The organism is Endozoicomonas sp. (assembly GCF_965196975.1).
In the GTDB taxonomy this organism is placed as follows: Bacteria; Pseudomonadota; Gammaproteobacteria; order Pseudomonadales; family Endozoicomonadaceae; genus Endozoicomonas.
Map to the genome: position 1 here is coordinate 3915753 of NZ_OZ239981.1, position 14689 is coordinate 3930441.

9 protein-coding genes and 2 pseudogenes are annotated in these 14689 nt (G+C 45.2%); 7 read left to right on the forward strand and 4 right to left on the reverse strand.

Going from position 1 to position 14689, the window contains the following annotated elements:
* The first annotated feature begins 3 nt into the window (after window positions 1–3).
* Together ACOCLE_RS17675 and ACOCLE_RS17680 are read left to right on the forward strand one after the other, a co-directional pair.
* The gene (locus ACOCLE_RS17675) at window positions 4–1284 is read left to right on the forward strand and encodes an ISKra4 family transposase (protein ID WP_419532972.1); all 1281 of its coding nucleotides are present in this window, start codon (window positions 4–6) and stop codon (window positions 1282–1284) included.
* Window positions 1285–2377: 1093 nt separating this feature from the next.
* Entirely contained in the window at window positions 2378–2851 is a 474-nt protein-coding gene (locus ACOCLE_RS17680; protein WP_419533573.1) for a DUF29 domain-containing protein, read from the forward strand.
* A gap of 262 nt (window positions 2852–3113) precedes the next feature.
* Here the strand turns inward: ACOCLE_RS17680 and ACOCLE_RS17685 are convergent, their stop codons facing one another.
* Both ACOCLE_RS17685 and tenA read right to left on the reverse strand, forming a co-directional pair.
* Window positions 3114–4127: a porin gene (locus ACOCLE_RS17685; RefSeq protein ID WP_419533574.1), complete on the reverse strand. Its 1014-nt coding sequence runs from the start codon at window positions 4125–4127 to the stop codon at window positions 3114–3116.
* 777 nt (window positions 4128–4904) lie between these two features.
* Window positions 4905–5600, reverse strand: coding sequence for a thiaminase II (gene tenA, locus ACOCLE_RS17690; RefSeq protein WP_419533575.1), 696 nt, complete (start codon window positions 5598–5600; stop codon window positions 4905–4907).
* A gap of 276 nt (window positions 5601–5876) precedes the next feature.
* Between tenA and ACOCLE_RS17695 the strand changes: the two genes are divergently transcribed.
* From ACOCLE_RS17695 to ACOCLE_RS17705, 3 genes and pseudogenes are all read left to right on the forward strand, one after another.
* Window positions 5877–6998: a hypothetical protein gene (locus ACOCLE_RS17695; protein ID WP_419533576.1), complete on the forward strand. Its 1122-nt coding sequence runs from the start codon at window positions 5877–5879 to the stop codon at window positions 6996–6998.
* A gap of 60 nt (window positions 6999–7058) precedes the next feature.
* Window positions 7059–8339: an ISKra4 family transposase gene (locus tag ACOCLE_RS17700; RefSeq protein ID WP_419532972.1), complete on the forward strand. Its 1281-nt coding sequence runs from the start codon at window positions 7059–7061 to the stop codon at window positions 8337–8339.
* Between the two features lie 28 nt (window positions 8340–8367).
* Window positions 8368–9096 (forward strand): annotated as a pseudogene (locus ACOCLE_RS17705) (integrase core domain-containing protein); the annotation flags it as partial.
* Between the two features lie 185 nt (window positions 9097–9281).
* Here the strand turns inward: ACOCLE_RS17705 and ACOCLE_RS17710 are convergent.
* Window positions 9282–9956: pseudogene (locus tag ACOCLE_RS17710) on the reverse strand (pentapeptide repeat-containing protein); the annotation flags it as partial.
* 303 nt (window positions 9957–10259) lie between these two features.
* Here ACOCLE_RS17710 and ACOCLE_RS17715 point away from each other — a divergent pair.
* Window positions 10260–11090 (forward strand): hypothetical protein, encoded by an 831-nt coding sequence (locus ACOCLE_RS17715; protein WP_419533577.1) that lies wholly within the window; start codon window positions 10260–10262, stop codon window positions 11088–11090.
* A gap of 134 nt (window positions 11091–11224) precedes the next feature.
* On the forward strand, window positions 11225–12646 hold the full coding sequence (locus ACOCLE_RS17720) for a hypothetical protein (protein ID WP_419533578.1): 1422 nt from the start codon (window positions 11225–11227) through the stop codon (window positions 12644–12646).
* Window positions 12647–12750: 104 nt separating this feature from the next.
* Here ACOCLE_RS17720 and parE read toward each other — a convergent pair whose 3' ends face one another.
* A complete protein-coding gene (gene parE / locus ACOCLE_RS17725) occupies window positions 12751–14643 on the reverse strand; it encodes a DNA topoisomerase IV subunit B (protein ID WP_066015644.1) in 1893 nt (630 codons plus the stop codon).
* Window positions 14644–14689: the final 46 nt, after the last annotated feature.

The window sequence follows — 14689 nt, forward strand, 5'->3', positions numbered from 1 at the left end:
GTCATGCCCGCTTCTGTTATTTCCAGCTCTACCAAAAGCATCGTTTTGCAAATTGAAGTTTCTATAGATTCAGGCAACATGCTGAATCTTGAAGATAGTTTACAGCGTGCACTCAATGAAGCCGGGCAGCTTGGAACAAAAGAGTTATTGGGGCTATTTGAATCACCCAATAAAGAACCTATCGTCGTTAATCAGCAGAAGTGGAACTACAAAGGAAAGGTTCTTAAGCACTATGAAACCTTATACGGTCGTATACCTTTGGAGCGCTCCGTATATCAGGGTGTCAGAGGTGGCAGTACTCTGGCAGCACTTGATCTTCGTGCCGGTATTATTGGTTCAGCTACCCCCAAATTTGCCAAGTCTATCGCCTGGAAATACAGCCAGATGCCAGCGCCTGCGGTAAAAGAAGATTTTGAGACCAACCATCAAAGGACGCTTTCAAATTCTTATATCAAGCATTTATCGGACAGAGTAGGTGCATTAATTGAAGACCAGCAAGACACTCACTACCACCTTCCTCCACTAAAAGAGCCTGTTGAAACAATAGCCATTGGTCTGGATGGAACCTGCATGCTGCTTTGTGAAGAAGGCTGGAGGGAAGCCATGTGTGGGACATTGAGCCTATATTCTGCAGATGGAGACAGGCTCCACACGATATATACAGCCAGTTCGCCAGAGTATGGTAAACAAAGCTTTATGAGCAAGCTCGACGAGGAGATTGCAGATCTAAAACGACTCTACCCAAATGCCACATACATCGGGGTAGCTGACGGGGCTAGAGAAAACTGGAGTTATTTGAAACAACATACCTCTGGGCAGATACTCGATTTTTATCATGCATCTGAATATTTAGCTGGAGCAGCGGAAGCACTGTTTCCAACCAGTAAGGCGAAGCGACACCAGTGGCTTGAAGACAGGCTACATAGTTTGAAAAACAAGCGTGGAGCAGCCAAAAAAATCCTTCAGGAAATTGAATCAGCCGAGCTCCCGAAAAAGACAATCGCACTGACAGAGAAGCGCTACAAAGCTGTGAGCTATTTTACAAACAATCACCAGTTAATGAATTATCATCAGGCGCTTAAACGCCATTGGCCAATAGGTTCAGGAGTTACTGAAGCGGCTTGTAAGACTCTGGTAAAGCAACGATTATGTGGTTCTGGAATGAGGTGGAAAGCAACAGGAGCGGAAGTGCTTTTGACAACAAGAGCACTGATCCAGAGTAAGGGGCGCTGGGAACAACTTTGGTCTGAGTTCATGACTGGAAAGGTTGAAGCTAACCTATGAGTCAGTTATCAAATTGAGAGAGCACCCCCTTCCATCAGTACAGTTCTATCACCTGTTTGACGGATAATTTCCATAAGAAAGTCATTAAATGACCTTAGACGTATAAGATCATGGTCTTCAGCTGCAAATAACGGGACACTATTAATCAAAAAGCATAAGCTCAGGACACGAACAACATACTTCATGCTACTTACCTCTCAAATAAATATTTAAAGGAAGTTACCGCAGAGCAGAGTATAGACTCAGATAATAAATACACATCATGTATGGTTATTACTTTTAGGAGTTATCTAATAAAAGATTAATACAGCCGTATATATTTCAAGTTAATTATATTTGAAATCCGTTACTGATGATTTCATTGAAAGTTTTAGATGGTCGCTCCTGATGCCAACGAGTCAGGCTTTTCTATAAACACACTGACTTTACAATATAAAATCAAAAATGCGCATAATGATTTTGCAAGATAATTGACAGATATTTTCTCACAAAACCAGTATTTATTTATACTCCTTATGAGATTGTCATATAGATACTCTACAGAATTAGATCGCAGGCAGAAAACATGCCTCAATCTCGAAATACAATATATTGTCAATTTTACGATAAGCTGGATATTCATAGCCTATAATCCGCCGAGACTTAGGAAGGTTCTTCAGGTGCTGGCCTTATTTTTCCAGAGCATGGCTAAATAATAAGGCTCCGTATTTCATATTAAGCTTCTTGTTTATAGAAATAAAACAGCTCAGGAACGATCAATATATTCTTATACAGGATTTCAGCGGGCTTAACTCTATCGATCTTATTTAGAGAATTCGTACCAAGGAGATAAAAGCCTTCTTGATGAATTTTCAAGAGTAAATCTGGAAGCTATTGCCACGAAAGACGTGTTATCTGTCAGTGAACAAGTTGCCCCCAGATTAACCATGAGTCAGCTCATTCTCCGAGGTGCTGCAACAATAGCCTTCTGCTTCACTGGATCGAATCGATCGCAGGTGCAGTTCAGAAGCCGAGCTGGCAAGTTGCAGGAATTTGTCTGATATACCGCTAACATTCTTAAAAAAACATTGAGTAGTATCGGGAGGCCATCACTATGAGTAACCTGTATAAAACGGATTTTTATCAGTGGACCCGTCAGCAAATTGATTTATTAAAAAAGAATAAATTTCACTCTCTGGATCTGGAAAATTTGATTGAAGAAGTGGAAGACCTGGGTCAGGAAAAAGTCAACTCATTGGAAACCCACCTGACTCACATAATGGTTTTGCTGCTCAAGTGGCAGCTACGTGCTTTTAAGGAAGATTTGCGCACATTGAATCGATGGTATCGCAGCTGGTTTATGGTGATCGATTACAGCCTCGAAAAAGAACGGGCGATCGTTAAACGTCTGTTGATGAAGAATCCCAGCTTGTATGGGTTGATGGATGAGTGTCTGCTTGAGTGTTACCCCATTGCCTGTCGGGATGCTTCGCGAGAGCTGGAGGTACCGGAAGAGGAGTTCCCAGATACTAATCCATGGACGATGGAGCAGATCATGACGGATGGGTTTCCACCGGGGCCGGAGTGATTTTTGGAGCCACAGAGATTTTTTAACCCACAAAGGCACTGAAACACAAAGCTCCTCTCATTCCGCAGATGACCGTGGGAATGAGATAGTCTTTAAAAGGATTACTTTATGTTCTTTGTGTCCCTTTTGGGTTCCAGTGTTTTGCTGCCTACACGACAGTCTAAGAGCATTGGAATGAGCTCAACGCAGAAAACCCGCCAAAGCGGGTTTTCTATTGCCGGAATTCCGGCGAAGACATTGCTGCTAAGCAACTACTTCGATATTAGAAGTAGTAACGAGCCTGCAGAACGATCTTGTCTTCAGCTTTAGCACCAGTAGTGTGCATTACGCTGTCTTCAAACTGGTAAGTACCGGACAGCTGAACAGGACCCTGAGTGTAAACTACTTCAACTGGGATGTACTTTACTTCACCCTTGATGCCAGTAGTGTTGCTCTTGTCTTTCAGCTGGTTGTAACCACCACCAATTTTGAACATTTCGTTCAGCTGGTAGCTGGCGTACAGTTCAATACCTTCTGCCTTTTCTACCGCACCCAGGTAGTCGCTGGTTTCACGGTTCTTCAGGTCAGCGTAAGTCAGAGCAGCGTAGATCTTGTCAGCTTCGAACTTGGCACCAACGATAGCAGACTTGGCTTTGTAGCCATTTGCACCAGTTACTTCAACTTTGGCTTCGTTGTAAGCAGCACCGATGCTCAGACCCATTGGCAGGTCGTAGCTGGCAGCAACAGCGTAAGAGCCGTCACGAGTTTCGTTAGTGTCAACAGACTCTTCACCAACCTGGTACTGAGCAGAAACGTTCAGACCCATGAAGCTGTGATTGTACTGCAGAGCGTCTTCAGCACGAGCGGTACCCAGAGCGTCGCCGTCAGCACCGTAGAAACCGGAAGCTTCACCACCAGTAGCTGCGAACACATCTGTCCAGCCAGCAACCATGCCGTAAGTAGACCACTGCTGACCGTAAGCAATAGAGCCCAGCTGGTCGTTCTTGGCGCCAACGTAAGCCAGACGCTGCCAGAAGTAATCGTCTTTATCACCAGTAGTGTCGAAGCCCCACTCTGTCTTAGCAAAAACAGTAGTGGCTTCAGTCATCTTGTGCTCGAAAGCAAAGTTGATACGGCTGCTGTCGCCAGTGTGCTCACCTTTGTCCTGGTCGATGTAACGCAGGTCCAGGTAACCACCGATGGTAGCTTTGTTAGTGCCATCGTCAACCAGAGTAACGGCCATAGCCTGACCGGCCATCATGGAAGCAACAACAGCTGCAAGAATTTTCTTTTGCATGGAGTTCACTCCTGAAATTGTGTGTGATGTGTGTGCTTTTTCTGTCGCCTTTCTTCTTATGCATGGTGAAATGCAGAAGCCCCCTCACCGATGCGGGCGACTTAATTTGGAGGCAATTATTCAAGAGTGTTTGCACTAAGGTCACATTACATAATCGAATCCGCTTATGATTTTTTTTGCTATTGCAAGGATAAAAATTAATCAGTATGTGATAACAAATAATCAGAAATTAGGACGAAGGCCTTGATTAATCAGGGAAGGGAATAAACCACAAAAAATAACAGGATTTAAAACAATCAAACAACGAGATAGGTAATTACCGAAAAAACAAGTGGAATATGATATCCCTGCTTTATAAAAATTTACATTCCGTTGATGTATATCAACGCTTAAATAATCAAAGAAATTACTGAGACAAAGGTTTCCCTAAGAACCGGGAATAACAAACACTGTTCAGCTGACAAAACACTGACACCCAATAATTAAATATCAACCGATGGGAAACTACCTATTCTGGCCGCACCCTTGCATAGAACAGTGCCGCTCAGAGATTTAAAAGAAACCAGTCGAAAAAATCGACGTTTGCTAGTGGCTCTGTGTCTTTTGGGTTCAAAGCTTCCTCATCGCACAGGTATTTATTTCGAACGTCTTCTAATACTATGTCTTTCACGGGATGGGGAGGGATGGGCTGTCAGATAAATGAAATAAATGATCCAGATGATTGACGGCACTGCCATTCGTTGTAACAGCGATAACAGCAGTGCCTTGATGATTCTGTTAAAACGAGCAGTCCATCCCCATCTGCCAGAACCCGATTTCCAGTCGAGTTGCTTCCCGGAACGTCTGACAAAGGGAGTCCATTCGCGCGGCGTTATAACGGGATTTTGCCAGATGGTCCAACCTCTCAACCTGCTTTCTGGCACCTTCCAGGTACTCTTCACCACCGTAGGTTTCAATCCATGCCCAGTAAGGGTTGCCCTCTTTGAGCGTATCTGGATCGTTCTTCAAACGATACCCAATTTCCGCGTAACCGACTGCACAGGGAGATAACGCCGTGTAAAGATCAAGAATATCGCCAGCCATTCCCCGCTCCAGCACATAACGGGTGTAAGCCATATTGGCCCGGGCTTCCGGCAGGCTGACCACATCCTTTTCTGTCAGTCCCCATTCCTGACAATACGCCAGATGCAGTGTCATTTCTCCCAAAATGCCGCTCACAGACTCTGATGCAGAACGCATATCTTCGAGGTTATCCGACTTATAAACCGCCAGTGAGTAAGCCCTGGCAAAGTGAATCAGGAACAGATAGTCCTGCTGAAGATAGTGACGGAAAGAGGCCTGTGGCAGCGAGCCGTCGGCAATACCCTGGACAAACGGGTGGTGGCAGTATTCCTGCCAGTCCTCATGGCAGGCCGCTCTCACGCGTCCATAAAGGGTAGTCACATCATCAAAAAAAGGCTTATTCGAACTCATGATACCGCTCCAGATACTAGTAATCTGAGCACATCATAGCGTTACCATTATCCATTATCACTTCATTAACAATGATAACCACCTGCTTTTTTAAGGTTTTTTAGCCCTTTCAAATAGCTGAAACAGAAATAAAAGGGGTTTTGCTAAAATTAAATTGAACGTTGGTTTATATAAATTGTCCAAGATGATAAGCAAGAGCAGATTGTTCCAATTAATTACATGCTGTTTTTGAAGACAATGATGTATCCCAGGGTATCAGGTCAGGAGGATCTGCTGATGAATAGTGTCCCACCCAACAATCAAGGAAAGCAGCCTGACTTTACTTTTGAAGCAGCAGATAACTCTCTATCAGCTCCGAAAAGTGAGGATCTATCTGCCAGCCCATCGTGTCCAGAACAAATGGATGGGCCTGAAGGTACACCAATAGAACAAAGAGCGACGTCTGTTCGTTCTGACGTGCAACAAACAGAAACAGCCTCATCTTCTCAGACCGATAAAAGTGCCCCAACCTCCGAAAAACACGACTCCTGGTTTGCGTGGGCTAAAAACTATGGGGTTTCCCTGTTCTTGGGAGCGGCAAGAAATGAACAACCCACTCAGAATATAACCGCTGAGGGATTTGAGTCGTTGGTTGATGGCAATAGTGAGGTCGATGACAATAGCGAGGTTAATGAAGAGTTTGAAGAATTCACTGATACTGATATGGCTGAGATTGCTGAGACGGTTCGTAAATCTATTATGGGTTTAAAAGATACAGCCAATCAGTGCCTTCCAGAACCGTGGCATGAAATATTTGAACATTACTTAACCGATCATGATAATACCGCCCCTGAATTTTTATCGGATCAAACTTGCCAGAAGCTTTTTGAACATTATTACACTAATAAAAAAAGTACCCGCTATGGAGCTATCAGCCAAGATAAAAAAGAACTCATTAACGTCCTAAGTCGAATTAAAGACATCCGACCTTTAGCAAAAGGAACCCCACTTTACGATAATCTATTAGAGCTTTATAAGGACATAATAAAAATAAATAGGCGAGTTGATGATGCAATGCACCTGCAGGATAAATGTCAAAGCTTTTCAAAAAAGCAGCAGGAAGTTTCTCCATCAAGCTCTAAGAGCCAACTCTTTAGCAAGACAATGCTGGTTCCAGTTCACAAACTGAAGCCTGATGAGCATCATATAGACAACCAATTTAACGCTGATATTAACCGAAATATGGATGTCACAGCATACTCACCCGATGGACAACTAGAATTTCGCATAAAAACTAATCACAAAGGCTATCAGGTCTTTGATACTAAGAAAAATACCGATGAGCCTAGCGCAACAGGAAAATTAGAAGAAGTTTTTTCATGTGAGGTCTTTGAGGGGGTGCTCTCTCTGAATGATTGAAACAATAGTGCTCTATTTTCACAGCTACTATGGGAACACCACTCATAATAGTTAACTGTCATGCCCGCTTCTGTTATTTCCAGCTCTACCAAAAGCATCGTTTTGCAAATTGAAGTTTCTATAGATTCAGGCAACATGCTGAATCTTGAAGATAGTTTACAGCGTGCACTCAATGAAGCCGGGCAGCTTGGAACAAAAGAGTTATTGGGGCTATTTGAATCACCCAATAAAGAACCTATCGTCGTTAATCAGCAGAAGTGGAACTACAAAGGAAAGGTTCTTAAGCACTATGAAACCTTATACGGTCGTATACCTTTGGAGCGCTCCGTATATCAGGGTGTCAGAGGTGGCAGTACTCTGGCAGCACTTGATCTTCGTGCCGGTATTATTGGTTCAGCTACCCCCAAATTTGCCAAGTCTATCGCCTGGAAATACAGCCAGATGCCAGCGCCTGCGGTAAAAGAAGATTTTGAGACCAACCATCAAAGGACGCTTTCAAATTCTTATATCAAGCATTTATCGGACAGAGTAGGTGCATTAATTGAAGACCAGCAAGACACTCACTACCACCTTCCTCCACTAAAAGAGCCTGTTGAAACAATAGCCATTGGTCTGGATGGAACCTGCATGCTGCTTTGTGAAGAAGGCTGGAGGGAAGCCATGTGTGGGACATTGAGCCTATATTCTGCAGATGGAGACAGGCTCCACACGATATATACAGCCAGTTCGCCAGAGTATGGTAAACAAAGCTTTATGAGCAAGCTCGACGAGGAGATTGCAGATCTAAAACGACTCTACCCAAATGCCACATACATCGGGGTAGCTGACGGGGCTAGAGAAAACTGGAGTTATTTGAAACAACATACCTCTGGGCAGATACTCGATTTTTATCATGCATCTGAATATTTAGCTGGAGCAGCGGAAGCACTGTTTCCAACCAGTAAGGCGAAGCGACACCAGTGGCTTGAAGACAGGCTACATAGTTTGAAAAACAAGCGTGGAGCAGCCAAAAAAATCCTTCAGGAAATTGAATCAGCCGAGCTCCCGAAAAAGACAATCGCACTGACAGAGAAGCGCTACAAAGCTGTGAGCTATTTTACAAACAATCACCAGTTAATGAATTATCATCAGGCGCTTAAACGCCATTGGCCAATAGGTTCAGGAGTTACTGAAGCGGCTTGTAAGACTCTGGTAAAGCAACGATTATGTGGTTCTGGAATGAGGTGGAAAGCAACAGGAGCGGAAGTGCTTTTGACAACAAGAGCACTGATCCAGAGTAAGGGGCGCTGGGAACAACTTTGGTCTGAGTTCATGACTGGAAAGGTTGAAGCTAACCTATGAGTCAGTTATCAAATTGAGAGAGCACCCCTCTCCCAACGGTGTGAGAAGCATCTGGCTAAGAAATGATCTGGGAAGCTTCAAACTGCGCCTCAAAGCCCTTGAAGAGAAAGTGGCTCGAGAAGGAATCATTCTCACCGAGTCCCAGGTCAGGGCACTTGAGCGCAAGAAGCTGGATGATGAGGCCAGTGGTGAGATTGACACAGCGCACCCTGGCTACCTTGGTTCACAGGACACTTTCTATGTTGGAACCTTTAAAGGTGTTGGCCGCGTTTATCAGCAGACTTATGTTGATACTTACTCCAAGGTAGCGCAGGCCAAACTCTATAAGACAAAGACCCCAATTACGGCTGCAGACCTGCTCAATGACCGCGTGTTGCCATTCTATGAAGCTCAAGAGCTACCTGTGCTCAGAATACTGACAGACAGAGGTACAGAGTATTGTGGTCGTGCTGATCAACACGATTATCAACTTTACCTGGCGGTGAACGACATTGAACATACGAAGACGAAAACCCGGCATCCACAAACGAATGGAATCTGTGAACGCTTCCATAAAACGATTCTGCAGGAGTTTTATCAACCTGCATTGAGAAAGACGCTGTATACGAGTATTGAGATGATTCAGTCAGATCTGGACGAATGGTTAATTCACTACAATACTGAGCGTACCCATCAAGGTAAGCAGTGCAACGGGAGAACGCCGATAGAAACACTGATTGATGGGAAAGAGATCTGGAAGGAAAAGTTCATAGCCTGAATTTAACCTGACAGACACCTTCTTGAAAATCGGTAACTGTCAGGTCAGGTCTGAACTTCTACACTTTACCTGATGTTTTAGATGGTGCACTTCCAAACCTTCCTATGGAAGTTCCTGGTCCTGTGCCTGATGTAGCTAACTCCTTACAGCATCGCCGATTGGCAGATATGTTTGAAAGAGGATGGCTACGAGGACCAGGGTTTCCAGCTTTTCCACGTGCTGCTGGTGAACAAGCAGCAGCCAGAATACTTGGCCTTGATAATCCTCCTGCGGCTGTGGAACCCGCTGCCGTTGAACCTGCAGCTATTGAACCTGCAGCTATTGAACCTGCAGCTATTGAGCCTGCAGCTGTTGAACCTGCTGCCGTTGAGCCTGCAGCTGTTGAACCTGCAGCTGTTGAACCTGCAGCTGTTGAACCTGCTGCCGTTGAGCCTGCTGCCGTTGAACCTGCAGCTGTTGAACCTGCTGCCGTTGAACCTGCAGCTGTTGAACCTGCTGCCGTTGAACCTGCAGCTGTTGAACCTGCAGCTGTTGAACCTGCAGCTGTTGAACCTGCAGCTGTTGAACCTGCAGCTGTTGAACCTGCAGCTGTTGAACCTGCAGCTGTTGAACCGGCAGCCGTTGAACCTGCAGCCGTTGAACCTGCAGCCGTTGAACCTGCGGCTGTTGAACCTGCAGTTGAACCTGCAGCCGTTGAACCTGCAGCTGTTGAACCTCCAGCCGTTGAACCTGCAGCCGTTGAACCTGCAGCTGTTGAACCTGCTGCCGTTGAACCTGCGGCTGTTGAACCTGCGGCTGTTGAACCTGCTGCCGTTGAACCTGCTGCCGTTGAGCCTGCAGCCGTTGAACCTGCAGCTGTTGAACCTGCAGCTGTTGAACCTGCAGTTGTTGAACCTGCAGCTGTTGAACCTGCAGCTTTAGAGCCTGCTGCTGTTGAACCCGTAGCAATTGAACCTGCAGCTGTTGAACCTGCAGCCGTTGAACCTGCAGCCGTTGAACCTGCAGCTTTAGAGCCTGCGGCTGTTGAACCTGCTGCTGTTGAACCCGTAGCAATTGAACCTGCAGCTGTTGAACCAGCAGCTGTAGAGCCTGCTGCTGTTGAACCCATAGCAATTGAACCTGCAGCTGTTGAACCGCTTGCCGTCGTTGAACTGGCAGCTGATATGGCAGTAGCAGGAGAAGGGACTGAAGTCGGAGGTGCTGTATTAGGTGGTGCTGCAGTGGCTGGGGTTGGGGTTGGGGTTGGTGTTGGCCTGGGTGTTGCTAGTGCCTCTTCAGGAAACTCGACTGGAGATACACTTGAACGAGTACCAACAGGCAATCAAAAAATAGGCGTCCCTTTGACTCCTGGTATATTTACCACAACGTCAAGTGATGATTTAGAGATAGAGCACACACACTCTCCAAATTCCGGAAAATCTGTATCACCACCATCATCGGCTTATCAAACAACTGCCTCAGATATTATTGCAGAAAAGCATACAACGTTTACTCAAAAACCAGTGACAGATCCATTACCAACAGCTGGCATAATTCTTCAAAAAACTGCTTCGAGCACTGATCCGAAGATATTCATTACACCAACCATCGCTCAAACAGATTCTCCCTCTACAGATTTAACGAAGGAAAAAGCAAGAGAGATAATACAAAGACTGTTAGACCTACGTGGTGGCCTACAAACATTGACTCTTAAAATAATCACTGAATTAGGAAAACAATTTCATCTTGCACTTAAAAACAGCAAAACTTCTCAGACAGGAGTTACAGCCATTCCCCCAAATACATCAACAAAGTCATTAACTAAAAAGCCTGGTTCTCCATCGCTAACCAGACATGGCATCGTATTTCCTGATGCAAACAGAGAAGAAGCCATTGAAATTATTAAAAAACTAAAAACAATACGTGGTGATATGCAGAAAATCTCACGATACGTAATTCTTCAGCTTGAAGATCGTTTTGATATTGAACCAAAGCATCATTTCAACAAGAAATAATATTATTTGATTTCTAAAGATAGGAAAAAAACCATCAACGATAGACTGAACAAGAAATATTTAGACAACTTATCAAACCCTGAAAGACAGCAGGTGTTTTTTTCAAAATATGACATATTAATAAGGTATCTTCTATGGATGCTCTACCCTCTTCACCCACAGCGTATTATACATTTGGAACACCATTAGAAATAGATAATCTGGAAGAAGTTGACATCAGCAGCTCACAAATGGAAGAAAATAACACTGATGATGTTCGCTTTAAACTCTCAAGACATACTATAACAATTCCAGATCAAAGTAATTTTGATCATTTTTTAATTTCTGAAAGAGCAGATATCGACAGTTATTCTTATAATGGAGAATTTCATGATGATTGCGAACCACTAGTTGGAATTCCTACAGAAAGGGATCAAACTATTACGAAGAAAATCACTTCTTTTTTTGCCAATGAAGACTTTGAAACATTAACAACTGGAAAAGCGATTGAAAAACTACTAGATCAAAATACAAAATCATCTCAACCTGAAATACATTCCAAAACAACAGCAGGCTTTTATTTGTGTGAAAACTGGAAAAAGATACCAAAGTGCCCAGATCCTAAAATACAATATATGACAGAAATATATACTGATGTTCGATGCTTGAAATACTTCAAAACCAGTGCAACTTTACCTGCCAAATACGATTCCGCTCCAGCCTACTGTAACTTAACACTACCAACCGACAGTGAGTGCAACGATATTTTCAAGTTCAGAAATGATTCGTTTGTTGATCGACTTCCTGATTATGTTAAAACAGCCTTTTGCAGTGAACTTGAAACAGTTGAATTAGCCAAGCTAGCCAAAGGCGAAAAAAGCTTTTATGACTCTGTTGAACCTAAAACACTGGCGAATAATCATTATCTCCTGGCCTTTAGTATTAGTATGAGTGCTCTCTCTCTGTTAGCAACCTGCAAAGAAGAGCTTCCAACGATATTTCGAAGTCATCATAAAAATAAAGTAGTGCCTATGATAAAGATTATTGCTCAAAGTGCTTTACTGCTTGCGCCTATTGTTTCAATGGCCATGATGCCAGTTGAATCATCAACATCAGCAGCTTCAGTAGTAACAGGCATTCTAGGGGCATCTGGAAGTGGTCTGAATGCGGCAGCTACTGTGAGTGATTTATGCTATGCCTTGAAACGGTATAAAGAAACCGAATTTAATGAGGCAGATACTCAGCATAATCATGGTCTCACCGAAATCGTAAGAAATGTTGTGAAACTCACAACCAGTAGTACCCAGTGTGCATTACAACTTACAGATCTTGCAGGACATTTACCTGTCCACACCAGAGCCTCATTGTATATCGCCTGTTTTACCGTCAATACACTCCAGTTATCAGCAAAAGCTGTAATGCTGTGCAGTCGAAGAGTCACCCCTTGCTTACAAAGTTGTATAAACAGTATAAACACCTGTATTCCTGATACCCGACTTCTTCGGACGCCCACCATCAATCAACTGCCAGGAATTCCAAGTGTTTTTCATAGAGTTAGTAACCCACACTTTGTATGAAGTAGCTATAGTTCTGTAAAAACTGAATACCCACCTACTTCGTAGAGGGTATTCTAAAAGCCAGCTAGTGGTTGTTTAAATAAATCTTTTGTTAAAAACCAGAATTAAGCAATTTCAACCAGATTGCCTCTGGACTCCAACCAGGACTTACGGTCTGAGCTGCGTTTTTTAGCCAGCAGCATGTCCATCCGCTGGGTAGTCTCTTCCTCATCGTCCAGAGTCAGCTGAACCAAACGACGAGTGTCTGCAGACATCGTCGTTTCACGCAACTGCAGAGGGTTCATCTCGCCCAGTCCCTTAAAGCGCTGAACATTGATCTTGCCTTTCTTTTTCTCGGCACGGATGCGTTCAAGAATGCCTTCTTTTTCCGCTTCATCCAGGGCGTAATAGACCTCTTTGGCCACATCAATGCGGTAGAGTGGAGGCATGGCAACATAGATATGGCCACGTTCCACCAGCGGGCGGAAGTGCTGAACGAACAGCGCGCAGAGCAGCGTTGCGATGTGCAGTCCATCGGAGTCCGCATCGGCCAGAATGCAGATTTTGCCGTAGCGCAGACCATCAAGATTGTCCGATGCCGGATCAACTCCAAGAGCTACCGAGATATCGTGTATTTCCTGGGAGGCCAGGACTTCAGAGGAGTCCACTTCCCAGCTGTTCAGGATTTTACCGCGCAACGGCATGATGGCCTGATACTCACGGTCACGAGCCTGCTTGGCAGAACCACCCGCCGAGTCCCCTTCCACCAGGAACAGTTCGGTCATGCTCAGGTCCTGGCTGGCACAATCCGCCAGTTTTCCTGGCAACGCTGGCCCCTGGGTCACTTTTTTACGGGCGACCTTTTTGGCTTTGCGCATCCGCTTCTGGGCATTGCTGATGCAGAGTTCTGCCAGCAGTTCACCTTCAGCGGTATGCTGGTTCAACCAGAGACTAAAGGCATCTTTTGCGACACCAGAAACAAAAGCAGCACACTCTCTGGAAGAGAGCCGCTCTTTGGTCTGACCGGAGAACTGAGGATCTGCCAGCTTGGCAGACAGCACATAGGAACAGTTTTCCCATAGGTCATCCCCCCCTAGCTTAACGCCACGAGGCAGGAGATTCCGGAACTCACAGAACTCCCGTATCGCTTCCAGCAAACCGGTTCTCAACCCATTAACATGGGTACCACCCAGCGGGGTTGGAATCAGGTTGACATAGCTTTCCGTCAACAGTTCACCACCCTCGGGCAACCACTGGACGGCCCAGTCGACGGCTTCACTTTCCCCTTTCAGGGAACCGGTAAAGGGTTCAGAGGGCAGAACGGCAAAGCCTCTGGTCGCACTTTTGAGATAGTCATTCAGGCCATCTTCGTAGTACCACTCGGTGACGTCTTCGGAAATCCTGTCATCAAATTCAACCCGAAGGCCAGGACAAAGTACTGCCTTGGCACGGAGAATGTGCATTAACCGTGGTACGGAAAATCGTGGGGAGTCGAAGTAGCTGGCATCGGGCCAGAAGTGAACCGTTGTTCCCGTATTGCGACGCCCGCAGGTGCCAGTTTCATGGAGGTCTTCATCCTTGTAGCCATCTTTAAAGCTGATGGATGACACCACGCCACCACGACGAACGGTCACTTCCAGGCGGCTGGAGAGCGCGTTTACCACAGACACACCAACCCCATGCAAACCACCAGAGAACTGGTAGTTCTTGTTGGAGAATTTACCACCCGCGTGCAGGCGCGTCAGGATAAGCTCAATACCAGAGATGCCATGTTCTGGATGGATATCGGTCGGCATACCACGGCCATCATCCACTACTTCCAGGGACTGGTCTTTGTGCAGGGTGACCTTTATGTGGGAAGCAAAACCTGCCAGAGCTTCATCCACACTGTTGTCGATGATTTCCTGGGCAAGATGATTTGGCCGGGTAGTGTCGGTATACATTCCGGGGCGTTTGCGCACCGGGTCAAGGCCACTGAGTACTTCAATCGCCTCGGCATTGTAGTCGTTCTTTACCATGAGTCCTTGCTGACTGATCGCATAATGACGGAAGTGTAACGAATGG